The organism is Candidatus Nomurabacteria bacterium (assembly GCA_020632075.1).
In the GTDB taxonomy this organism is placed as follows: domain Bacteria; phylum Patescibacteriota; class Minisyncoccia; order Phycocordibacterales; family UBA918; genus OLB19.
Genome location: JACKGH010000002.1, coordinates 1 through 22,977, shown reverse-complemented (window position 1 = coordinate 22,977; position 22,977 = coordinate 1). Strand labels below are relative to the sequence as shown.

Here is a 22,977-nt window from a genome sequence, read left to right as displayed (position 1 = left end):
ATATCTAAGGCTGTAATATGACCTAATACTATCATTTTAACGTACTTTTGTAAGAAAACGCTTATTTATCCGTCTCTTTTACCATATGCAAAAACCAAAAGACAACCTAGTAGAAACTCTTCCGAACACACCGTTTCGGTACTTTTGGTATGTCACCAAGCCATTTAAGTGGTGGGCTGCGGGGGCGTTTTTATTGGTGATCCTTGGATCTGCGCTTGAGCAGGGTTCGGCGTACATATTTAAGTTGATTGTTGACGCGGTTGAATCAAACAATTATCAAGCGGCGATGTGGTTTGCACTGGCGTATCCAGCGTTGAGTTTTGTGGGGCAGCTGCTGTTTCGAGGAAGTGCCTTTGTGGCACGGCGCTGGGTAACGGGGGTGAAGAAGTATGGCTATGATGAGCTCACGAAGTATTTGCTCAAACACAGCCACTCATTTTTCATTAACCGTTTCTCTGGTTCGCTGATGAGTAAGGTGAACAACGTTCAAGGAGCAGTCGATCAGCTTATTCCGGAGATTCTTTGGACTCATCTAAATTCAATAGTGTCACTCATAGTGACACTCGGATTCATCTTGGCAGTTGATGTGAAATCATTCTTTATTTTCTTTGTGTTGATCGTGGTTATCATTGTGATCAATCGCAAGATGGCAGACGAGAAAGCACGCCGCTCACGCGCAATGGCGGATGCCTCGACGCAGCACCGTGCGCGACTGGTCGACACGATCTCCAACGTGCAGGCAGTGCGTCAGTATGCGCGCGGCCGCAATGAAGAGTCGGTACTTGGCACGTACACCACCGCCCTCAAGGATACGAGCAATCGGAGCTGGGGATACACTGAAAAGATGCTCTTTATCAACGGAGTCATTCTCTTTCTCTTCTCATTGGCAATGTTTTGGTCGCTCGTGAGTGGCTGGCAGGCTGGCGAGGTAACGACCGGTGAGCTGGTCTTGATCCTTGCGCTCTATTCACAGATCACCGGTACGCTGACCTTTATTGGCCGTGCCTTTAATGCGACTGCTCGCACGATCGGTGAAATGCAGGAAGGCTTGGAGGAGATCATTGTGCCGTATGAGATCGTCGATGTCCCTGGCGCAGTGGAGCTACAGACTGAACAGTCAGGTATCTCTTGGCAGCAGGTCGGCTTTGCGTTTGATGGTAATCAGGTATTCACAGACTTTGAACTCGACATTCCTTCCGGGCAGCGGCTTGGCTTGGTGGGACGCTCGGGTGCAGGGAAGACGACCTTTGTGTCGTTGTTACTCCGGCAGCATGATGTCCAGGCCGGTGCGATCAAGCTCAATGAGCAGGATATTGCACAGGTGACGCAAGATTCACTCCGACAAGCGATCGCGGTGGTGCCGCAAGAGCCAGCGCTGTTCCATCGGAGTATCAGAGACAATATCTTGTATGGGAATCCAAACGCGACTACTGAGGAAGTCATCGAAGTGGCCAAGAAAGCGCAGGCGCATGACTTTATCTCTGAGTTAACAGACGGCTACGAAACGCTCGTGGGTGAGCGAGGAGTAAAACTCTCGGGTGGACAGAAGCAACGCATTGCGATCGCACGCGCGATGCTGAAGGACGCACCGATCTTGGTGCTTGACGAAGCGACTTCGGCGCTTGATAGTGAAAGTGAGGTAGCTATCCAGAAGGCGCTTGAGAACCTGATGGAAGGTCGTACGGTGATCGCGATCGCGCACCGACTCTCGACTTTGCGCAAAATGGATCGGATCATCGTAATGGAAAATGGTCGTATCATTGAAGATGGTGATCATGATTCTTTGTCTCATGCCGGTGGTGTCTACGAACGCCTCTGGAATCATCAGGCAGGAGGATTTATGCAGGATGGAAGAGAAAGCGGGTCTTCGGCCGCCGGCTTTTTCTCCATGAAACTTTCTTCCAGGAACAGTGGTACTATATAGCATATACGCTATAACAAATTATCTATGTGTGGAATCTTTGGGTATGTAGGGACAAGAACAGCATCACCGATCTTACTAGAAGGGTTGCGCACACTCGAGTACCGTGGCTACGACTCTGCAGGCATCTTTGTGCCCGGCAGTACGCCGATCAAAGCAGCTGGTCCGATCGACAATCTCGCTGCTAAAGTGCCAGCAAGTATCCCAGGTACAACCGGTATTGCGCACACACGCTGGGCAACCCATGGTGTACCGACCGAACGCAACGCACACCCACATCTAGATATGACTGGCAATATTGCTGTGGTCCACAATGGCATTATCGAAAACTACCAAGAACTGCGCGAAGGTCTCCGCATGCGCGGCGTGACCTTTGAGAGTGATACTGATACAGAAGTGCTGATCAAGCTTATTGGCACACGAAATCGCGGTGATCTACTGGCTGCGGTCCAAGAAGCACTCGGCATGGTGCGTGGTACATACGGCATTTTGGTTACTTCCAATCACGATCCAGACACGATCATTACCGCTCGGCTTGGTAGTCCAGTCGTGATCGGTCTTGGTGCCGACGGCAATCTAGTATCTTCCGATCCATCCGCCCTCCTCGCGCACACAAAGGACGTGGTTTTCCTCGAAGACGGGGAGTGTGCGATCGTCACTAAGGATAGCTACGAGATCTTCACGATCGGTGGCAAGCGTCGCGACAAGCAACCAGAAAAAGTGGAGTGGGATATGGAAGCAGTGCAAAAGCAGGGGTACGACCACTTCATGCTCAAAGAGATATTTGAAGGTCCAGAAGTGATCGAAAACACTATCCGAGGTCGCTTGCAGACCGAAAAAGGCCGGGCGAAGCTTGGTGGTCTTGAGGGGGTGCTCGAGCAGCTTACGTCGCTCAATCGACTCGTGATCGTCGGCTGTGGTTCTGCGTACTACTCTGGCTTGGTCGGGCGCTACATGCTTGAAGAGTATGCTGGCTTGCCAGTCGAGGTAGAGCTTGGGAGCGAGTACCGCTACAAGCGAAATTTGCCGGTGAAAAACAGTGCAGTTCTCGCGGTGACGCAGTCAGGAGAGACTGCCGACACACTCGCGTCACTGCGATCTGCGAAAGAACAGGGCTTGCTCACACTTGGGGTGGTGAATGCCGTTGGCTCGACCATCGCTCGTGAGACCGATGCAGGTGTATACAATCACGCTGGTCCAGAGATCGCAGTAGCCTCCACCAAAGCGTTCATTTCGCAGCTGACTGTTTTCGCACTGCTTACGCTGCTCATTGGTCGAGAGAAAGGTCTCTCGCGTGAAGAAGGGAAGCAGATCGCTGCAGAACTCGAGAAGCTTCCAGACACACTCAGAGCATATTTACAAAACACCGACGACATCAAAGCTGTCGCAAAGAAATATGCACAGTATCGCGATGCAATGTTCATCGGTCGCAAGCTTCACACCGCGATCGCACACGAAGGTTCGCTCAAGCTTAAGGAGGTTACGTATATACACGCCGAAGCCTATGCGGGCGGTGAGCTGAAGCATGGTCCGATCGCAATGCTCGATGAAAACTTCCCGATCATTGCCTTGGCACCAAAAGACGACGTATATGAAAAAATGATCTCCAATATCGAAGAGGTTCGAGCTCGTAAAGCACCTGTCTTGGCGATCGCTACCGAAGGAGATCAGCAGATCAGATCAGTCGCTGATGATGTGCTCTATATTCCTAAAGTACACCCGATCCTGCAGCCGATCGTGACTACAGTACCGCTCCAACTTTTGGCGTACTACATCGGTATTGAAAAGGGTCTTAATGTCGATCGACCACGTAACCTAGCGAAGAGTGTGACGGTTGAGTAATGTTTGTATGTGCTGGTCTTTCACGAGAAAGAAAATAAGCATTGCGACCATACCGAGCCCGCACAACCAAAAGACATATCCAACCAGATCGTCGTACGGCAAGAGATGTGACCGAGAAAGAATGTGATACCAGTCGTGCAGGACACTATCACCCCCGAGTAGGGGAAGGAGGCGCTCTTGAGCATCGCTTGCATAAATACTGACACTGAGAAACGCAGTTGATGACCACCAAGCACCAAAGGCTACGCTGATCCAGTGGCGTTGTAATACAAAATGTAGGGTGACAATAAGTGGTATTAGTATCTCGAGCAAGCTCCCTCCGATCAATCCAATGAAGTCACCGAATATACCGAAGATCCAGTGACCGGCTTCGTGGAAGATGAGATTCACATTTTGAATAAACCACCAGGTCTCATGCTGGAATAGTTGCGCTAGTGCGCTGACTGCAAGTGCAATACCAACAAGTAATTTAAAAATTGCACTTACACGCATGTGTACATTATGACATGTCTTGCGGAAGCGGAGGGATTCGAACCCTCGGTACCCGATGAAGGATACAACGCTTTTCGAGAGCGCCCCATTCAACCACTCTGGCACGCTTCCGTACCGAAGAGTCTAGCAGGAAAGTTACAAGGAAGACAAATGGTGTGTGTTTATGCTTCAACAGCAATGATGGTTTGCTCGTGACCGAAGCGTTGAGGATCAATCAGGTTCATCTTGGCTGAGTAATCCTTGATGCGTGTACGAAGTGATTCATCAAATGTTCGGAACAGATCTAGAAACTCAGGCTCTTTGAAATGCTCTTGAAAGCCGTCAGTGAACAGGAAAAGTTTGTCGCCTGGTTCGATCTCACTTGAGCCAGACTCGATGTATTGCTGCATCTCGGGATCACCATTAATAACTGCGTACGGGTCGCAAGAGCCGCTGGTGATCTGCTTGAGCTGCATGTCTGCATTAAAGTGTGCGAAGTATGCATCGCAGATACGCATCCAGTAGACGGTGTTTTCTCTGATGACCATACAGCTGCCGGTAGCTGCGTACTTCTCGGTGATATTGCCGGAGATGATCACTTCTCCGATGAAGTCGTTGTGTTCACGTACTTTCTCGTTGGCAGCAGCAAAGATTTCGATGATGCTTTCTTTGGTAAATGCTTCGTATAGTTTTTCGGCTTGTTCAACGACCTCCTTGCAGAAGAGTTTGGCGACTGCTCCCGAAGGCGATGGGTCAGGGTAGGGGCGACCAGTGAGAAGAAGTTTTTTGAAGTCGAGCGTGACACCGTCGGCAACAGCGAAGATCGGTAGAGACTTTGATTCGGCGTAAGAATCTTCTTGCGGGCTGGTGTAGAGCTTGAGTAAAAAATCGCTGATATGATGCTTCTCACCGTAGACTTCAATGAGTTCTGGGGTGGTTGGGGTGCAGAGGGCGTATGATTTCATTGGTGGCATGATAGCACGGCTGGGCCCGAAGGGCCCGGCCGCACAGAACCGGTCAAATCAAAAAGTCCCGCTCTATGCGGGACAGGTGTTCATCTTCAGATCCTATTGAACTCTCCTGGTGCAACAATCAAGTCAGTATCCAGAAATGCTTTCTGCCGCAGGCGATCGAATTGTTTCATGAATCCTTCGAGCGTAAGCGGTAGTTGTGCGCTGTCAGCCTGGTTGAACTCAATCACTATCTCGTTCTGGTCGAGCTCAAACAACACTTCCTTCACCTCCGGGTATGTATTCAACAGCGCATCGAAGATGTCTGTGATCAAGTCGGCAGTTCGGTCACTGTCTACCGGGAAGAGTTGGTTGTCCCAGTACAAGTAGTTTTGGTTCGTGTTTTCGATTTCTTTTCGTGCCAGTTTCGGGCGAAGTTGGCAGATCTCGAGTTGACGATCTCTGCCACAGTACCGTAGTGCATACAGCAGACTGCGTATCGAGTAGCACTCAACATCGTGGAACGGAAAAGAAGAAGCAAACAATGTCCTGAGCGCGAGTGCACGAGAATCACTTTTTTCGGCTTCAACTCCATCAAAGAATATTTTGTGAGGAAACATGACCTAACTCCCGCGATTGATCAGCTTATTGAAGAACGTTTGTCGGTACTATGGTGTATTTTTCCAGTAATTTCAAGTCAAAAACGTGGAGAATAAAAAAGTTGCTGGCAATGCTGCCAGCAACTGAAGGGACGTTATCCTTTTTTTCTGCGAATGCCCCGAGCGCGGGCCATTTCTTGGCGACGGTCGTTGGCTTTTTCGCGACTTGCCAGGTAGGCGTAGACGTTGAATTCTCGTTCGGACTTAGGTCCGTAGATTGCGAGTATTGCCTCGTCTACCTTTTGGCGTGTGATGATGTCTTCGTGCTTTGCCTCCAACCGACGAATCATTCGGAGGCCATTGTCGGTCAGCACGAGCTTAGTATCAATGATGATGCCAAGTCTCGCATTGATCCAGCCATACGGGTCGGTAGGCGAGATCACCGCGCAGAGTGGTGTTTTTGCACCGAAGATCTGTTCGTGGCGATGTGTACCCTCAAAACGCTTGAAGGTGGTTTGCCCGTCCATGTAGTCGGTGAGGGCAGTTCTCTTGTAGAATCCATTAAGCTCTTCCTGAGTGATGAGTCCCCAATGTTTGAGAATTGGCAGGAATCCGTTCCAGGATCCTGTCCGTCGCAGGTCATAGACCCCCTCTTCTCTCCGGTAGGAGAGGAATATGCAGAAGAGGTTTAACCAGAACCGGTTTGTTTTGCGTATGTGCAATAGAGCTTCTCCATCTTCGAAATTCTTTTAATATTATAACACATTTTCACTAAAAAACAAATAATACGCAATCTAGCAAAAAGCCGGCCTAAGCTTACGCAAAGGCCGGCTTGCATTCTACACAGTGCAACGTTTCATGATGTTTCCACGTGGAATGTGCAGATTCGGTTGCTTACGGACCGGAGTGCCGCCAGGCTTCTCTTGGTGCGGCATACCGATGTCCCAGTGTGGACTGTATCCAGCAGGTCGCCCGCTGACCGCGCAGCCGATCAATGCAGCGACGAGGATGATGCTTCCAACACCGAGGCTGAGGTAATGGTGGGTTACGAAGAAGATTACGCCCATGACAGTTATGATCGACGGCAGAAGCATCCAGTCCGGCAGCCGGACGTTGTCGAAGAAGGTGGCTAGTGCCGATTGTTTCTCGTGCATTTCAGCGTCTCCTAGTAGTTACATGTTTTCAGTTGTTTGATCGCGTTCATAACCACAGCTGATTGTAGAAAAGAGCCTTCAGCTAGCAGTAAGGGTATCAGAAGGTTCTAGGCTCGCAAAGTGTACTTAGGGTGTTCTTGTGGTCGATTAGTTGAGTAGTACTGGAACTTCAAATGCAGCGTCGTGTTCTGGCAATCCTGATGGATTGTCTTTGTGGAAAATGATGGTGCCACTAGCACTGTACGAATCGACTGGAAGAGTGTAATCGATTGTCCCCGAAAACGGCACAAAGTCTTCAGTCATCCATTCTCCCTCAGCAGTCACGTATCCTTCACCAATGATCCGCCCATCCCAGTCGACCACCACTACTGGAGCAGACGCTTCGAAAAACCAATACCCACGAGCTTCACCACTGAGCGATACTGGACTGCTTACTGCCGCTTGTGGTTGCGGAGTAAAGACATGGATAAGCGAGGTGTCAGTTGGGGTTTCAGCTGAAGTGTCTGCGATCGGTGTGGTAGGCGCTTCGCTTTTGTGTGGCCAAAGCAGCGTACAAAAGAATAAGACCAAAAAAATGAAGAGTACCAGCGTGACCATTATTGCTGATTTCATATGATTCTAGTGTATACCTCAAAGCTATTCTTGCGAAGGGGTGAGTGTGTGGTCTACATCAGTTTCGTTGGAAGTGACCAAAGCTTCCTTTAAGGGAAGTTTCTTGTATTCATCATAGACTAGCCACAAGATCAGTGTGTCGATACACATCACACCAAGCAAAATGAGAGAGTGGGTGTGCGAAAAGCGAAACAGTTCGTAGCAGACGAAACCTCCGATCAAGACTAAGCTCACAGGAAATGCCCAGCGTCGGTAGTGCATGAGGTGGTAGGACAGAAAGACATCGGTGACTCCCCAGAAGATCAGATAAAAAGCCATGAAGTAAGAAATGTACAGTGGGTGATGTGCGAAGAACGAGTGTGCGAGTGAATACAATGCGTCTTGAGGATCGGTCACGAGCTCGTGATGGAGTAGGGTGGTGATCACGTCAATCACAGGCATCCCTACCACCTTTAGGACCGCAAGACCAAGTACGATGCGAAGTGCACCATACGCAATCCGCCACCACATACTGATGACAAACAGTCGATCCTCGGTCTGTTGTTTCATGAAGCTAGTATAATATGGAATTTGATCTATCGATAATCTCTCATGTTCGTATGGGTTGTGTATATATCATTATGTGGCATAGTATTGCCCTGCCCGCACAACAGGAGGAAGCTATGGAACGGGTACTGTTCTATGCCGGCGAATTCGGCTATGTGTTCTCAAATTTTTCGGCCTTCATGGTTGATTGGGCTTGTTGCACGTGGATGACTTCCGAACATGCGTATCAAGCTGCAAAGTTCGACGATCCGTACATTATCGACGAGATCCATGCGGCTCGCTCTGCGTATGATGCGCTCATGCTGGCGCGTAAGTACGAAAATCGCATCCGTCCTGGTTGGCACGACCAGAAGATCGATGTAATGCTGTCGATCATCCGTGCCAAGCTGGTGCAGCACGAGTATGTGCAAAAGCAGTTACGGAAGAGCGGCTCAGCCGAGCTCATCGAAAACTCCGAGAAGGATTCCTTTTGGGGTCGTGGTCCTGATTGGAAAGGAGAGAATATGCTCGGCAAGCTGTGGATGCAACTCCGTCAGGAGTACTATCCTGAAGTCTGCTGACAAATGCAAAACACCCGGCACGCCGGGTGTTTTTTTTGATCGTTGCTTTGTTTGTTAGTTTGCAATTTCAGTGATCTCAGTTGCGCTACTCATGAAACCTTCGATAGTTTCTCCTGCAAAGGTGATCTTGAAGTCGGCACTGCCATCGTCTTCGATACTGATCTTGACCAAGGTCATGCCTGGGTACGCTGCGTTGAGTGTAGCTGCGTACGGTGCTTCCTGATCAGTGTAAGTTGGCGCTAGGTCTGCTGGATCAGGTTCAGTTGGCGCTGGGTCGGTCGGTGTGGTGTCGACTGGCGCCGGGTCTGTGACGGTGGTATCAACCGGAGCAGGATCGGTCACTGTGGTTGTGTCAGTTGGAGCCGGTTCAGTAGTCGGCGCTGGATCAGTGACAGTTGTGGTTGTGGTGACCGGTACACGCTGGTAGTACACGTTCACAAACTGTCCGTCAATCTGCACGATATCAAGATAGCCGTCGTTGTTTATGTCAGTGAGTGCTCGTGTGCCAGCAGGCAGTGCTTGCGGTACGTAGTAGAAAGTGCCATCACCCTTGCCGAGGCTGAAACTGTCGACATAGATGTACTCTGTATTGATCTCATCATCAATGCCATCGTTGTTTACGTCAGTGAAGGTTGGAATCTCTACGTCAGGATAGTACGTATCGATCACTTGCTGGAGAGTCATGCCTGTGTACTTTTTCTTGTTGGTGAACTTACTCTCAGCTTTGTAGAGCACAACAGTGTACTCACCGTAGTCTACGAGAATGTCGTTCTTGCCGCGACCATTAAAATCAGCGATTACCATGCTGTGTGCCACATCGCCATCAAGCTCAAAGGTGATCGGGGTAGTTCGGAACTTGACTGGCTTGAACGTGTCGTCCCAGCCGACCAGTGAGCAGGAGATATCAGCTGGATCAGTTTCTGGGTGAGCAATGAAGTATGTCTCGGTGAGATCTGGGTGGCTAAAGGTTCCGTAGATGTTGCCAGCTTCGTCTATGGCTTGTGGAATGGTGTAGGCTGCGCCTGGAACAGTGATGTCGACGCGGCCATTTTGACAATCATACACGTAGCCTTGTTGGGTGTTGTAGGTGCTCCATTTCTGAGCGCCGATAACTTGTCCGGCGTTGTTGATGCCAACCGCAGTCATCAGTGTTGGTTCGATAGCGTCGAGTTGTGTGAACTTGCTGTATACGTGATCGTACACAAAGGCGTGGGTTGAGGCACCCACCTGTACGTACTCTCCAACCGCGAGGCGATCATCGTTTACATCATTGAGGCGCGTGCGCATAACTTGATAGGTTGGGTAGTTGATGCTGCCGCCAGTACCGTCGTAGCCCTTAAACCATGCTGGTGAGGTGCCGTAGATGTTGTATACGTAGCCGACGGTGTCGCCGAGAGAGTTGCTACCAGCGGTGGTGTTGCTTGAGTAGACGGTCATGCTGCGGTATGAAAGGGCGTGTGAACCAGGGACATACGCGCGAACCTGGACGGTTTGGCTCGTGTCGACGGTGGTTGCGCCATCTGTCCATGGCTTTTCTGTAGCAACGTCATAAGTGTACGCGTGTGCTAAGTTGGCGGTGAATAAAAACAACAGCGCGCTTGCCAATAAGGCAAAGATCGAGCCGGGACTGTGAGTGGTAGCTACTCGCATAAATACAATTGATTACGATATAAACAAAGAAGAGTTCCTTCTTGTAGCTTTGTAATGGAGATGGGTTGTGCATTTGTTACAAGACATTCCTATCAGACCACAACATATCAATGTGGCAAATACACGCAAAGTAAGGTGATGTAACATTTTGCCAAAAGTTGCCATCATAGTATAGAGTAGAGTTCCATGAATGAGGCAATGCAAGACAACCTCGAAGAGCTGGTAACGTTGTGTGCGCAACACGATGAAGAAGCTGCTCGCAAACTCTATGACCGCATAGTCGAGTTGGTATACAACTATATATCCTTGCGTACACACGTGAAAGAACAAGCGATCGATCTTACGCAGGATGTTTGTATTGATTTATTTGCTGCGCTGCGTGGATCCTTTCAGTATCAGAGCGAAGCTACTTTTTATGCATTTTTATTTACGATCGTGCGGCGAAAATTGGCGAAGCACTATCATCGCGAGAAACAACGGTTCGAGCAGCAGGTGAATGAATTTGAGGAACACACGGTGCCAGATGAGCACGGGAATGATATAACGCAGGCTGATGCAATTGATGTGCGAAATGCATTGCGAGAATTGGAGGAAACTGCGAGCGAGATCATTATTTTGCGGCACTGGTCTCGGTGTACGTTCGCAGAGATCGCTGCGCTGCTCGATATGAACGAAAGCGCGGTGCGCACAAGACATCATCGAGCAATGAAGATGCTGCAGTCTAAGCTAGGGCAAACATAGTTAGTTAGGTATGAAAAAGATTGAACGGACAATTACTCAAGTAGAACAGGCACGGCCATCATTTACTCAGGCAGATCGTGAGGTAATTTGGAGTGCGGTGAAGACTGCAGATGCACCGGTGAAGTCGCCGTTTCCCTCGTTTGCTTATATGGTCGCTGCTTCAGCTTTAGGAATAGTCTTTTTGGTGGGGGTGGCTTCGTTTAGCATGTATGGACATCCGACAGGCTTCATAAGTGCGTTGACGCAGATGAACAATACCCCTGAAGTAGACCCGTCGCCAGAAGTAATGCTGCAACCTGCTGGGGGAAATCAACACCTGCCAGAGATTGAGATTGTCACCCCAACAACTACTGAGTCAGAAATGCAGCCAGAAGAAGTTAGTGAGATCAGTGAAGTTGCTTCAAGCACTGAGCCACAGTTCAAGTTTGCACCAGAAGCTGCCGAAGCAACCGTCGCTCGATTGACGAGTCTCTCTGAAAAAAATGAAGATAGGGAAGTGGTTGAGAGCGAGCATGAACTTGAAGTGTCTGATGATGAAGATGATCACGAAGCAGAATCCGAGGACGATGAAGAAGCGCAGGAAGATGACGAAGAGGAAGAAGTTGAGCGTCACAAAGGAGGGGCAGGCGATCAAGCTGAGTCTGAAACAGCTCACCTGACCGAGGAGGAAGAGTCTGAAGATGATGAAGCGGGAGAAATTGTCGATGAGACTCAAAGTGGAGCAGAAGAGTCGGAAGAAGAACAGGAAGATCATGTCGAAGGGGAGTCAGAGCATGAAGAAGAACAGGAAGTTGAAGAAGAAGACGACAGTGAAGAATCTGATGAATCTAAAGAACAAGATCTCGAAGAAGAAAGTGAGGAAGATGAGCCAGAAGAAGTTGAGAAGGTAGAAGTTGAAGAATCAAACCCGTAAGGTTGCTCTGCCGACGGGCGTGGGATATAAATAAATTGGCAAAAACGCACAAAACCAGAGGAAAGGAGGATTTGTATGATCACTCATACGACCAGAAGTGTAACGTTGTTGCTGCTGTGCTCACTACTGCTTGGTGGCTGTATCAATCAGTCGCGGCTGCGGCAAGATGCGCCACGGGCTGATTGGTTTCCGGCCGTCGGAGACGAGACTGATCCTTTCGTAACATGGGTCTCTACTGATGGTGTCGAGATCAAGCTTGCGCGTCAATCGCCGATTACGGCCGTGGTGGCGTATCATCCCGAAGCAGAGATGCAGGTGTATGCCAACAACGCCATGCACCGCGTGGGGAAGGTGACAGTCACCGTGACTCTCACCAAGCTCCTGATCGAAAAGACGTTTCGTGATGCTTGGCAGCCCAAGCAGCCGATCGTCACGATAGAGGATGATCGCGTCGTCGTATCGGAACGGATGGCACGTTCGGTCGCCGACTTCGTCGATCAGTATGCGCTCAGTGGGGCAGAAGGAGACTCGGCCCAGTTGCTGCGGAAGCTCCGTTACTCCAAACGGATCACAGTGCGAAGGTTCTAAGTATAAAAATACACCCAGGCTTGCCGCCTGGGTTTTTCAAAGCTGAAAATGCTACGAAAAAGACCGGAACACTAAGTGTTCCGGTCTTTTTCGTACCTGCTGTGACCCACTGTAGTACGAATTGGAACCGGATTGTTAAACAAGTGTTCAGTTTTCCATTAGAAAAGGCCGAAAAGCTGGTTTGCTTAACGGCCTCGTAGGTTTGCCTTGTGTTAGGCAGTTGCTTCCTTCTGTTCCTGGAAATGAACAATTGTGTATACCACAATGAATGTCAGTACGGCAGGGATGACGGCAGGGGTGCCAATCAGGCCGAACTGAACCATTGCTTGCAGTCCAGGAATTGCACTCGACACGGACATGAGAGTCCCGGAGAAGTGCAGGAACATGAGCAGCAACCAGAAGGTGCTGAACACTGCAGCAGAAGCGTAAAGGGCAATTTTTTCTTTGTTCATGAAGGTATGTCCCCCGTAAATGAATTATCTATAGTTTCTGAAACTACTAATAGTATACACTAAAGTAGTGCACTTGTCAATGCTTTGTGACCCACTGTAGTACGAATTGGAACCAGATTGTAAAACAAATCTATGAACACGATATCCATTTCCAGTTGTTACCCAAATCAATATCGTCAATTACGTCACAACCCAAATCTCTTTTCGGGTCAGCATGGCCGTAAACATATCCTGAAAAATTATCTAGAACACCTCTAAAAGTGAAAAAGAAGACATAATTTTCACCAACCTCGATGTCTCCACCACCCTTTGAAAGATGCCTGTAACCTAAGGGTAAATGTATCATTGAACGATTATAATCAGTATTTGGATAAATCTCTCCAGAGTGAACCATTTCCACAGTCCGATTGAATTGATATTTATTAACGTAAAAATCAATGTATATTTTAGCTTCAACAAATGGAAAAGCTGTCAGCAGAATTAACGCAATATAACTAGCACCAAAAGGAATCATTGCGTTATACTTCAAAGACTTCCATTTTTTAAATAGGTAGACAACTGAGAGTACGAGGGTAACTAAGTAAAAAATATAAACCGGCCCCGCAACAAAGATAATAAGAAACGGTGTCACGATGTTGATAATGTCCCATTGAAAGTAGGTGAAGAGTAAGACTACAACAGCGGCAAAGTAGCAGAGTCTTGGCACGTTTTTCATACTGAAAATATAGCACGGTTCCAAGTATCAAAAATTTCCCTTTAGGTTGTCCTGAAGAGTGTTGAAATGTAAGGCTGAAAAATCTGTGACCCCACGGGGAATCGAACCCCGATTTCCAGAATGAAAACCTGGCGTCCTAACCGTTAGACGATGGGGCCAGGACTTGCTTGTAGCGAGACCGCCACAAGTGCGCCACATAATAGCAAACTATGCAAAAAATACCAGCCCTTTGGTCTGAAATCAGCCTTGCTTTATGCTATGATGCTCGCGTATGCATGGACTCAAATTACGGCTTACCGGAGCCTTCGCTGATTATTTTAAAGAAGTCATTTACGGCGGAATTGACGGTATTGTCACTACCTTTGCGGTGGTGGCTGGTTTTGCAGGAGCTGCGCTTTCAAGTGATGATGCGACACAGTTCACGTTTGTGATCGTTCTTTTGTTTGGTCTCGCGAATCTTTTTGCTGATGCTGCTTCGATGGGCTTGGGCAACTTTCTCTCAGTTCGTTCGGACAAAGATCTGTACTTGGTGCAGCGACAAGAAGAACGTGCTGGCTTACAGAACAATCCAGATGCAGAGCGAACACAGACTATTAAGATCTTAGAGGAGAAAGGATTCAGCGCAGAAGACGCAGCAAGGCTAGCTGATACCTACAAGCACAACGAAGAGTACTGGCTTGATTTTATGATGCATCACAAGCGAGAGCTTTCTGATCCGCGTGGGGATAATGAAGTCCTGACTGGTTTGGCGACATTTTTCTCCTTCATGGTGTTCGGCTCTATCCCGTTGTTGCCATTTATTCTCGATACAACTGGTGATGCAGGAACAGCATTTTGGTATTCGTGTGTTGGTACGTTCATTGCGCTTGTGCTGCTCGGCGTGCTTAAGTGGCGAGTCATTGGCGGGAAGGCGGTTGCGTCCTTGGTGGAAGTAGTGCTCGTTGGCGGTACTGCAGCGATACTCGCATATCTTGTTGGTACGTTCTTTGCAGTATAGGAGATCTGTACAACATAAAACGAAAAACGGTCCCGAAATACTGGGGCCGTTTTAGGTGGAGAGCTGCAAGTACTTTCGTACGTGCATATTACGAGATCAGCTCTAAATGGTCGACAAGACCTCGGGCTGGTACTGCAGTGAGCGGAGAAGGTATCGACTGCATACGAGCTTGGTGCAGCTTTTCGGTCTGCGGAAAGGCAAAACCAATTCGGACTGAACCAACTTCTTTAGGCACAACACTCGCTGTCACGAGCGTCTGGTGCTTGTAGCTCTTGAGGTCGATCTTCTTGAGCTCGAGCTGAGCAGGATCGAAGATCACTTGCAGCTTCTCGAATTGCTTCTCGGTGAGCGCGGTCTGGAGGAGAAACGTGACCGTCTCAGTCTCGCCACGGTGGAGTGTGAGATCGTGGAAGACATTGAACCGGCGAATATATGGACTCGCCAGGAGTTCGTCATCAGTGACGAACAATGAATAGAATCGAATCATAGGCATATCGCTATTGCGTGATTATGCTGATAATTCGCTCTGCGTTGTTGCGTATGATGAAACGTGAGTTTCGGTAGTGAGCTACTTCGTGCAGTCTGGTGACGGTTCGCTATACGACTATCTTCATGCTAGCGCTGCTCTGTGTAATGTCAAGAGAAGAGAGGGGTACTTTTGCACGGAGTTTTACCCCAGTTATATACACACTTATGCACAAGTTATACACAGAAGTACCTTGAAATAAGGTTTTTCATGTAGTATTGACTTATTTGCTGTAAGTGAGAAACTATACGTAGGTTTGCGCGGTGGTGAAGTATCTTTATACTTATGCTCGAGGCTACGAGCAAAGCGCGCAAGCCGAAGCTCTACGTTGTACAAAGCAAAGGCGCCCTGGAGGGGGCGCTTTTGCGTTGCTTGAGAGAACGAGCGTAGCGACTATCTCGAAAGTACACAGGCGCCTCGCTGAATCTGGACTTTTCCATGGCCTTTTGATTTTTGTAGTGTGACTATTTTGCTTTCAAAGTCACGTAGATATCTTCGAGCGCGCGTACTGCGTCACCTGAAGCGATGTTGTTCTGATGGTATCGCACATTAGTACAATCTCCAGCAGCCCAGATATTTTCAGCAGAAGTTTTCTGTGTCCATGGGTCGATCACGATTCGCTTGTAGTCATCAAGTTCAACTAGGTCACCCACAAAATCTGTGCTTGGGATCATGCCGATCTCGACAAACACACCAGTTACCGGAAGAGTCTTTTCTTCGTCAGTGGTCATGTCGCGATAGGTGAGACCTGTTACGAATGATTCTCCTTCTACTCCCTTAGTCTCTGCGTTGAGGATACCGGTCATATTCTCGTGAGCGAGTACTTTCTCAACGGTCACTGGATCAGCCTTGTAGGCGTCACCATATTGAAGCAAGGTTACACTCTTACAGTATGCAAGAAGCTGTGCAGCGGTTTCAAAACCCGCATTCCCGCCGCCGATCACTGCAACATCCTGACCAGCGAAGACTGGTCCGTCACAGCTAGCGCAGTAGGTAAGACCCTTGTGTTCAAAGGTGTCAGCGCCTGGTACTCCGAGTGTGCGGCGCTTAGAGCCGGCACAGATGAGTATTGCTTTTGCTACGTGAGTACTGTCGTCTGAAAGGGTTACTTGGTACCCGTCTTCAACTTTTTCTACTTTGGTAACGATCTGGTTTGCAATGATATCTACGATACCCTCTGCGTACGTTTCAAGGTGTGTCTTGAGATCGTCAGCGAGCTTGGTGCCGCTGATCGATGGGGTGCCGATCCAGTTTTGGATATCTGTAGAGACAGTACTTTGACCACCCCATTCTTTGGTAACAAAAAGCGTCTTGAGCTGCTTGCGTGAAGCGTAGACACCAGCTGAAGTTCCTGCTGGGCCGCCGCCAATGATGACTAAGTCGTACATAATCAGAAATGTGCTGAACGATGATTAAAACTAAAAATCGGCTATAGGATACCATGGATGGGGTGAGATACCTATGATGCTCGTGCAGGGTGGGGAATCAAAAGGCCGGGCGCTTCGCGCCCGGCCTTTTGATGTCTATACTTTTACTTCAACTTCGAACGTCGTAGAAAAGCTGGCACTGCACCCCAATCGTCATCGTCGTCATCGTCTGCTGGATCAACTGGTTTTGGCTCTCGCTTGGGCAGGTCATTGTTTGAAGCAGTGCTACTTTTAGTTGTAGGAGCTGGTTCTGGTTTCATCGACTCAACTTTCTTGGTAGGCAGGGAATTGAAGATTTTGCCGCGTGTAGTCTCTTCTGGTTCGGGCTCAGGTTCTGGTTCACGAGGCTCGCGTGCGATCGGTGCGCGTCGAGCAATGTTGTAACTGTCATTAGAACTTTCTTCTGGGAACCCGGTTGCTATCACAGTTACCTTGAGTTCATTCTTCTTGAGCTTCTCGTCCTTGATCGCACCAAAGATCACGCGAGCCTGTGGATCGATCGACTCAGTAATGATGCGTGCTGCGTCTTGGATCTCAAGCATCCCAAGATCATCACCGCCGGCGATCGCAAAGAGGACACCCTTAGCACCAGTGATCGATACTTCAAGTAGTGGGGAGTTGATGGCAGCCTGTGATGCTTCTTCCGCACGCTTTTCTCCTGATGAGACGCCGACGCCCATAAGTGCTGAGCCAGCATTTTCCATAACAGAACGAATGTCAGCAAAGTCAACGTTAATGATACCTGGCATAGTGATCAGGTCAGAGATACCTTCTACTGCTTGCTTCAAGATATTGTCACACTGCTCGAATGCATTACTTACGGTTGTCTCCTTGTCTACGATCGCAAGGAGTCGGTCGTTAGGAATCGTGATGAGCGCATCGACTTCTTGCTTCAGCTCATCAATACCTTGGAGAGCAAGTCGCATACGTTCTTGTCCCTCAAAGAGAAAAGGTTTGGTGACAACGCCTACGGTGAGCGCACCACTCTCGCGGGCGATCTTAGCTACGACCGGTGCTGCACCAGTACCAGTACCACCACCCATACCACCGGTGATGAAGATCATGTCAGAACCCTTGATCGCGTTTGCGATCTCCTCGCGAGTTTCTTCGGCAGCACGTCGACCCATGTCAGGATTACCGCCAGCTCCAAGACCGCGGGTGAGGTTCTTCCCAACATGGATCTTACGCTTGGCTAGGGAGTGGTGAAGGTCTTGTGCATCGCTGTTGATCGCGATGAACTCCACGCCACGGACTTTAGATCCGACCATGTGGTTTACAGCGTTACCGCCAGATCCTCCAACACCGACCACGCGGATCCGTGCAAATGACTCTACGTCTGACTTGATTTGTTCCATACAGAAATAATTGCTATGTGTCTTGTTCGCGCACCCACCCTGAGTACGAAATGACTAATGGCTACATCATACACGGACTAAAAATATCTGTCACGATATTGACAGACCTGAGATTCATGTAATTGACAAGCAGAGAAGATATTGAAAATAAAGGCTTATTTCTCTTGTTATCTTTATGGCAAGAACTGACTAAGCCAAGAAAGGATACTGTGACGAGTTTGCTTTACGATACCGATTGCGGAGGTTTCTTCCGCGTCTGAGGCTCCCCACATACAAAGTCCATATGCCACTGCCCATGACGCGTCCCGTACTTTTGTGCCTTTGCCGATGTCGAGTGTTGCAATGCGGGCCGGCAGTTCAAGACTGCTCTTTGCAGTTTCTACGATGCCTGATACATTCGCACCGCCGCCCGTGAGGATTGCTCCTGCAGGAAGAAGCCCATCACGCTTGATCTTTTTGAGGTGGGTGTCGATGAGGAGGAAGATTGAAGCTAAGCGGTCCCTAATGATCTCGTCGAGCTTTTTCTTTGAGTACGTTGCGCTGGTCATAGCGCCTCGCTTGATCTTCTCAGCGTCTTCAAGTGGCACACGCAAACCAAGCGCGATGTCGTTGGTAACATCGTTTGAGCCAACCGGGAAGATCTTAAGTGAGATCGGAGTAGAGTCTTCAAAGATCACGATAGAAGTGGTCTCAGCACCGACATTTACCAAGACACACCCGGCACGCTTTTGTGCTTTTGAAAGCATCACAAAACTCGCTGCAAGTGGGGAAGCAATAACGTCTTCGACATACACTCCAACTCCTTCGATCGTACTGATAAGATCGTTTACGTGCTGTTCGTACGTGGTGATGAATAAGCTGTCAACTTCGAGTTTGGTCCCCTTAAGGCCAAGTGCTCTGCCAAGTACTTCAGTGCCGTCGATCATGTGTCGCAGTGGGATGCTATGGAGGATGCGTCGGTTAGGAATGTGATCAGTGATACGCTCCTCACTGTCTTGCATTACCTTTTCCAGATCAGAAGCTGTGATCTCTGAGTCTGCGCGTGATGGAATGATCTCTCCGTGTGAGTAGATTTCCTCAAGACCAATACTACCGATGGCAACGTGCGCGCGCTTGATGGTCACGCCAGCGCTCTTCTCGGCTTGTGTGATCGCGCTTTTGATGCTACGCGCTACGTCTGCTTCATTGAGGATGTATCCACTCTTGAGTCCACGACTTTCAGAGAGTCCGGTACCAATTATCTCCGGCTTGGCTGCGCCACCTTTCTTTGACACGCGAGCAACCGCCACTTTAACGTGGTAAGTTCCTACATCGATACCGGTGATAATGTGCTCTGCCATGACTATGAAATATCGAACGCTTTACAGTACTTGCGCTCTAGTTTCTCCATTGTATCTCCATGGTCGTAGCCTTTCAAATGGAGGCACCCGTGGATAAACAGGAAAGCCATGTAGCCGTTCACAGACAGATCAAACTCCTTTGCTTCTTTTGCTGCAACCTTCGGACAAATGTATACCTCACCAGCACTTTCTGAGAGAGGGAAGGAGAGTACATTCGGCACATAGGTTTTACTGCGATATGACTCATTGAGCTGCTTAGCTCGAGTGGCGCCAACAAAAACGAGCGAAAGCTCGTACTTTTTACCAAGGATCATATCCTTGATTTCTCTAAATGGAAGTCGCTTGGGATATGATCTGACTGTGCTGGTGATTGAAAAAGTGTCCATGTGGTCTCTTATTATACCGTGTGATAGACAGAAAACAGCCGATGCTATGCACCGACTGTTTTCCCTCGTCTGCGCTATTTAGCGACGACGGCCTCGAAATTCTTGAACCTTACCAAGCTTCACGAGCTTTTCGTATACAGCACGCTTTTCAAGCTTCTTCAGCTTAGCGGTTCGCTGTACATTGCGGCTCTTCGTGCGGCTGAAGTATCGTCCACCACGTACTTTTGGTACGATGCCTGCCCCCTGGACACGCTTGGTGAAACGACGAATGACATTCGCACTGCTTTCGTTGGTGTTCTTTTGTACTTCAACGTTGGTTGCCATATGTGGGCGACAGCATAGCATCTTGCTTCAGAAGGTGCAAGTGCTTTTTTGCTGAAATAGCGTGTAACAAAAGAACCTCTGGCGAGGTTCTTTTGATTCTCTAGGCTGTGGTGGTGCTTTTTCGCTTGAGTCGTCGCAGAAGTGCTTCCTGGTCCACGAATTCTTGATTTCTGACCTGCATATCACGGAATATGACCGTATTTTCGACGAATTCCTTCTGGCCGATGATAAGAGTGTATTTTACCTTGCGTCGCTCAGCGTCACGAAGCTGTGCAGAGAGTGAGTCGCTGGCAAGGTCGTGGTAGACCGGAATGCCAGCGCGACGAAGTGAATCGATAAGAAGGAGGCTTTTGATCTTTGGTCCAAAGCCAAGCTGTACGACGTACACTGATGGTCGCTTGGCTTTTGGACGAGGTGCTCGTGCTGGCGCCTTACTATTCTTGAGAATGACCACAGCGCCTACTGCTGGGGTGCGTGTGCGCGTAGTGCGGTAGACAAACTCGTCAAATCGACCGCCGCGCGCAGTGACTGGTACTTCAGCATTAGGATCTTCGTTCATGATGTCGAGCGAGAAGATCGCGTCGGAGTAGCACTCATGATGACCGAGCATTTTCGGGTCGATCTCATATGGAGTCTCGCTCATGTCGAGATATTCAATGATCTCGCGGAAGTGCTTACGACTCGGGTCGCTGAGGTACTCGAGTGGATTTGGGCTACGGTAGGCAAGGTCGTGGTCTTGCGCTACGAGGTCTGAGAGTGCCATGAGAGGGTGTTCCTTCATCAACTCTCGAGCAGAGCCAGGCATAATATCAAGCCGCTTCTTGAGGAAGTTGGTCAGTTCGCGGCTATAGCGGGTGAGTGAGTCAGTGTCACCAAGAGAGTTGATGCGGACGGTGTGGTTGGTGTACCCAAGTTCGGTTACGAGTGCGCGGGTAGCGTGAATGAGAATCGCTTCAGCAATACTTCGTTCAACATTGAAAATATGGAATGTTACTGCAGTTTCGCCCGTGCGTGGCACTTGTTCAAATGAATACAACAGCACCGGCCGCTTAAGTGCGTGCAGCTTTTCGTCGCAATATGTTGCTATTGCAGAACTGAGAAGTCCGTTGTGGTTGTCGATCCGCTTGTTTGTGCCGTTTACCGTATGCGGCATGACCTTTTCGCACTTCTTGCACTCGGGAGATTTCCGTAACTGGTCGATCGTCTGAAAGCCGAAGTGCTCGGCTGTGTTGTTCGCGACTTTGAGAAACTCCGTTGGTGAGTGTGACATACGCAATAATGCTATTTGATCAATCTATAATGGTTCTTGGTGCTACTAATTCCTCGGTGATCGTGACGCCTCCGGGTAGGTAATCAATGGCACTTGGCGGGAAGAGGCGGAACAGTGCCCGGCCAATGATGCGTTCTTCCTGCAGCACTCCCCAGATGCGTGAATCTGAACTTTCGTCACGATTATCGCCCATGACGAAGTATTCGCGATCACCTAAGATCTCCGTCATCGGTTCTTTTGCGGGCGCCATTGATTTGATGTATGGCTCGTCGAGCACAAAGCCGTCTGGGTGCTCAGCATTGATGATAGTGACTACCGCATCTTCGATCGTGATCGTGTCTCCGGGTACGCCAATGACCCGCTTGATGAAGAACTTCGACGGATCACGCGGGTAGCGGAAAATCACCACGTCGCCTCGCGATGGATCGTCGAAATAGTAGGTGACTTGGTCAACAATGAGATACTGACCATCATGGAAGGTGTTATCCATTGATGCGCCAGAGACAATAAATGGTTGGGCTACGAACATGCGGATCGGTAGGACGATCAAAATAGCAATAATAGAGAAGCGAACGATCTCAGTGAGTGGGTGTTCCTTATGCTCAACGACAGTACTCTCTGTATGAGAAGTATCTGATGGAGGGTTTTGTTGAGAGAATGCAGACATAAGTAACTACGTTGACACTAGTTTACTAAAAATTTTGATGCAAAACAAATTTTGTAAAACTGGCGCGCAAAACGAAGTTTTGCGCGCCAGCATTTGGTGTATGATGTGAACATGTTTTACATCGTTGCGCTTGGTAATCCCGGAGAGAAATATGAAAACACTCGACACAATGTCGGGTGGCTAGCGATGGATCATTGTCTTCGCGAGTGGCAGCTGCCAGGACTGGTTGAATCAGGTGGATTGTCTGGGCGATTGACTGAAGGTGTTGTGTCTGCGCAAGAGGTGACGGTGTTGTATCCGACTACTTTTATGAATAATTCTGGTGCTGCAGTTGCTAAGTTGGTCCCGAAGGGTGAGACAGAGAATTTGATCGTGGTTCACGATGACATCGATCTGCCGTTTGGTGAGATCAAAGTGGTGCGAGGAAGAGGAGCAGGGGGTAACAACGGTGTTGATTCGATCATAAAAAAGATCGGTACGAAAGATTTTGTACGAGTGCGGATCGGGATCGCACCAAAGAGTTTTTGGACGGGAAAAACCAAGCGGCCCGCCGGAGGCGGGCCGCTTGAACGCTTCGTGCTCAAGCCGTTTACCAAGAGTGAGGCTAAGCAACTGCCTGAAGTATTTGAAAAAGTAAAAACTGCCATTGAGGCAGTCGTGAGTAGTGGAGTAGAGACAGCAATGAATCGATTTAACTAAACGAATTTCCGCCCCAAGATCTTACGATCAAGGGGCGGGGTGGATGGTGCACCATCTCAGCGACGATGCGTCGTTTGTGGAAGGCGCCGGAGCGGCCTCCCGATCCAGAACATGATAGGTGCCATCAGCCCGATCAGGCCGAGAGCACCGAGAATCTGTAAGAAGAAGGTCATGACAGACTCCTTATTTGCTGACAGAACGAATTACTTTATACCATATTTTACATAAAAAAGCAAGTAATCTGGGGATAACTCAGGCGCGAAAAAGCCGGG

The 22,977-nt window shown here is 49.0% G+C and carries 26 protein-coding genes and 2 tRNA genes; 8 read left to right on the top strand and 20 right to left on the bottom strand.

The genetic code is table 11. The annotated features are described in order from the left end of the window. Window positions 1–85: 85 nt before the first annotated feature. Window positions 86–1,924, top strand: a complete 1,839-nt coding sequence (locus H6786_05130; GenBank protein MCB9816751.1) for an ABC transporter ATP-binding protein — start codon at window positions 86–88, stop codon at window positions 1,922–1,924. Window positions 1,925–1,948: 24 nt separating this feature from the next. Further along, a complete protein-coding gene (glmS, locus tag H6786_05125) occupies window positions 1,949–3,763 on the top strand; it encodes a glutamine--fructose-6-phosphate transaminase (isomerizing) (GenBank protein MCB9816750.1) in 1,815 nt (604 codons plus the stop codon). Here the strand turns inward: glmS and H6786_05120 are convergent. The 8 genes from H6786_05120 to H6786_05085 all read right to left on the bottom strand — a co-directional run bounded on the left by H6786_05120 (window position 3,737) and on the right by H6786_05085 (window position 8,098). Further along, window positions 3,737–4,255 (bottom strand): hypothetical protein, encoded by a 519-nt coding sequence (locus H6786_05120; GenBank protein ID MCB9816749.1) that lies wholly within the window; start codon window positions 4,253–4,255, stop codon window positions 3,737–3,739. The two genes, glmS and H6786_05120, sit on opposite strands and share 27 nt — an antisense overlap. A 22-nt stretch (window positions 4,256–4,277) precedes the next feature. Further along, a tRNA-Ser gene (locus H6786_05115) sits at window positions 4,278–4,366 on the bottom strand. A 50-nt stretch (window positions 4,367–4,416) separates the two neighbouring features. Next, window positions 4,417–5,199: a protein phosphatase 2C domain-containing protein gene (locus H6786_05110; protein MCB9816748.1), complete on the bottom strand. Its 783-nt coding sequence runs from the start codon at window positions 5,197–5,199 to the stop codon at window positions 4,417–4,419. A 95-nt stretch (window positions 5,200–5,294) separates the two neighbouring features. Then, the gene (locus tag H6786_05105; protein ID MCB9816747.1) at window positions 5,295–5,804 is read right to left on the bottom strand and encodes a hypothetical protein; all 510 of its coding nucleotides are present in this window, start codon (window positions 5,802–5,804) and stop codon (window positions 5,295–5,297) included. 134 nt (window positions 5,805–5,938) lie between these two features. After that, on the bottom strand, window positions 5,939–6,505 hold the full coding sequence (locus H6786_05100; GenBank protein MCB9816746.1) for a hypothetical protein: 567 nt from the start codon (window positions 6,503–6,505) through the stop codon (window positions 5,939–5,941). A 117-nt stretch (window positions 6,506–6,622) separates the two neighbouring features. Continuing rightward, window positions 6,623–6,850, bottom strand: a complete 228-nt coding sequence (locus H6786_05095; protein MCB9816745.1) for a hypothetical protein — start codon at window positions 6,848–6,850, stop codon at window positions 6,623–6,625. Between the two features lie 234 nt (window positions 6,851–7,084). Then, window positions 7,085–7,549, bottom strand: a complete 465-nt coding sequence (locus H6786_05090) for a Gmad2 immunoglobulin-like domain-containing protein (GenBank protein ID MCB9816744.1) — start codon at window positions 7,547–7,549, stop codon at window positions 7,085–7,087. A 24-nt stretch (window positions 7,550–7,573) separates the two neighbouring features. After that, window positions 7,574–8,098, bottom strand: a complete 525-nt coding sequence (locus H6786_05085) for a DUF2127 domain-containing protein (protein MCB9816743.1) — start codon at window positions 8,096–8,098, stop codon at window positions 7,574–7,576. Window positions 8,099–8,112: 14 nt separating this feature from the next. Here H6786_05085 and H6786_05080 point away from each other — a divergent pair, with 14 nt between their 5' ends. Further along, a complete protein-coding gene (locus H6786_05080) occupies window positions 8,113–8,655 on the top strand; it encodes an NADAR family protein (protein ID MCB9816742.1) in 543 nt (180 codons plus the stop codon). Between the two features lie 54 nt (window positions 8,656–8,709). On the opposite strand, the gene H6786_05075 is transcribed toward H6786_05080, so the two are convergent. Continuing rightward, complete coding sequence (locus H6786_05075; GenBank protein ID MCB9816741.1) at window positions 8,710–10,305, bottom strand: VCBS repeat-containing protein; 1,596 nt, start codon at window positions 10,303–10,305, stop codon at window positions 8,710–8,712. Between the two features lie 186 nt (window positions 10,306–10,491). Here H6786_05075 and H6786_05070 point away from each other — a divergent pair, with 186 nt between their 5' ends. The 3 genes from H6786_05070 (at window position 10,492) to H6786_05060 (ending at window position 12,547) form a co-directional block, all read left to right on the top strand. After that, complete coding sequence (locus H6786_05070) at window positions 10,492–11,046, top strand: sigma-70 family RNA polymerase sigma factor (GenBank protein MCB9816740.1); 555 nt, start codon at window positions 10,492–10,494, stop codon at window positions 11,044–11,046. Window positions 11,047–11,056: 10 nt separating this feature from the next. Next, the gene (locus H6786_05065) at window positions 11,057–11,959 is read left to right on the top strand and encodes a hypothetical protein (GenBank protein ID MCB9816739.1); all 903 of its coding nucleotides are present in this window, start codon (window positions 11,057–11,059) and stop codon (window positions 11,957–11,959) included. 75 nt (window positions 11,960–12,034) lie between these two features. After that, on the top strand, window positions 12,035–12,547 hold the full coding sequence (locus H6786_05060; protein MCB9816738.1) for a hypothetical protein: 513 nt from the start codon (window positions 12,035–12,037) through the stop codon (window positions 12,545–12,547). A gap of 212 nt (window positions 12,548–12,759) precedes the next feature. Here H6786_05060 and H6786_05055 read toward each other — a convergent pair whose 3' ends face one another. The 3 genes from H6786_05055 to H6786_05045 all read right to left on the bottom strand — a co-directional run bounded on the left by H6786_05055 (window position 12,760) and on the right by H6786_05045 (window position 13,872). Beyond that, window positions 12,760–12,999 carry a hypothetical protein gene (locus H6786_05055; GenBank protein ID MCB9816737.1) on the bottom strand — a complete coding sequence of 80 codons (240 nt, stop codon included), beginning with the start codon at window positions 12,997–12,999 and terminating at the stop codon, window positions 12,760–12,762. Window positions 13,000–13,129: 130 nt separating this feature from the next. Beyond that, entirely contained in the window at window positions 13,130–13,714 is a 585-nt protein-coding gene (locus H6786_05050; GenBank protein ID MCB9816736.1) for a hypothetical protein, read from the bottom strand. An 86-nt stretch (window positions 13,715–13,800) separates the two neighbouring features. Continuing rightward, a tRNA-Glu gene (locus H6786_05045) sits at window positions 13,801–13,872 on the bottom strand. Between the two features lie 113 nt (window positions 13,873–13,985). Between H6786_05045 and H6786_05040 the strand changes: the two genes are divergently transcribed. Next, a complete protein-coding gene (locus H6786_05040; GenBank protein MCB9816735.1) occupies window positions 13,986–14,711 on the top strand; it encodes a VIT1/CCC1 transporter family protein in 726 nt (241 codons plus the stop codon). 88 nt (window positions 14,712–14,799) lie between these two features. Here H6786_05040 and H6786_05035 read toward each other — a convergent pair whose 3' ends face one another. The 8 genes from H6786_05035 to lepB form a co-directional block, all read right to left on the bottom strand. Beyond that, window positions 14,800–15,198: a hypothetical protein gene (locus H6786_05035; GenBank protein ID MCB9816734.1), complete on the bottom strand. Its 399-nt coding sequence runs from the start codon at window positions 15,196–15,198 to the stop codon at window positions 14,800–14,802. Between the two features lie 503 nt (window positions 15,199–15,701). Continuing rightward, window positions 15,702–16,625: an FAD-dependent oxidoreductase gene (locus tag H6786_05030; GenBank protein MCB9816733.1), complete on the bottom strand. Its 924-nt coding sequence runs from the start codon at window positions 16,623–16,625 to the stop codon at window positions 15,702–15,704. Window positions 16,626–16,768: 143 nt separating this feature from the next. Further along, a complete protein-coding gene (ftsZ, locus tag H6786_05025) occupies window positions 16,769–18,019 on the bottom strand; it encodes a cell division protein FtsZ (protein ID MCB9816732.1) in 1,251 nt (416 codons plus the stop codon). A gap of 173 nt (window positions 18,020–18,192) precedes the next feature. Next, window positions 18,193–19,359, bottom strand: a complete 1,167-nt coding sequence (ftsA, locus tag H6786_05020) for a cell division protein FtsA (GenBank protein ID MCB9816731.1) — start codon at window positions 19,357–19,359, stop codon at window positions 18,193–18,195. 2 nt (window positions 19,360–19,361) lie between these two features. Further along, window positions 19,362–19,745: an rRNA maturation RNase YbeY gene (ybeY, locus tag H6786_05015; GenBank protein ID MCB9816730.1), complete on the bottom strand. Its 384-nt coding sequence runs from the start codon at window positions 19,743–19,745 to the stop codon at window positions 19,362–19,364. Between the two features lie 78 nt (window positions 19,746–19,823). Next, window positions 19,824–20,069 carry a hypothetical protein gene (locus H6786_05010; protein ID MCB9816729.1) on the bottom strand — a complete coding sequence of 82 codons (246 nt, stop codon included), beginning with the start codon at window positions 20,067–20,069 and terminating at the stop codon, window positions 19,824–19,826. Window positions 20,070–20,169: 100 nt separating this feature from the next. Next, window positions 20,170–21,339, bottom strand: a complete 1,170-nt coding sequence (locus tag H6786_05005; GenBank protein ID MCB9816728.1) for a hypothetical protein — start codon at window positions 21,337–21,339, stop codon at window positions 20,170–20,172. A 19-nt stretch (window positions 21,340–21,358) separates the two neighbouring features. Then, window positions 21,359–22,006, bottom strand: coding sequence for a signal peptidase I (gene lepB / locus H6786_05000; GenBank protein MCB9816727.1), 648 nt, complete (start codon window positions 22,004–22,006; stop codon window positions 21,359–21,361). Window positions 22,007–22,117: 111 nt separating this feature from the next. On the opposite strand from lepB, the gene H6786_04995 reads away from it, so the two are divergent. Then, entirely contained in the window at window positions 22,118–22,705 is a 588-nt protein-coding gene (locus tag H6786_04995) for an aminoacyl-tRNA hydrolase (protein MCB9816726.1), read from the top strand. Window positions 22,706–22,977: the final 272 nt, after the last annotated feature.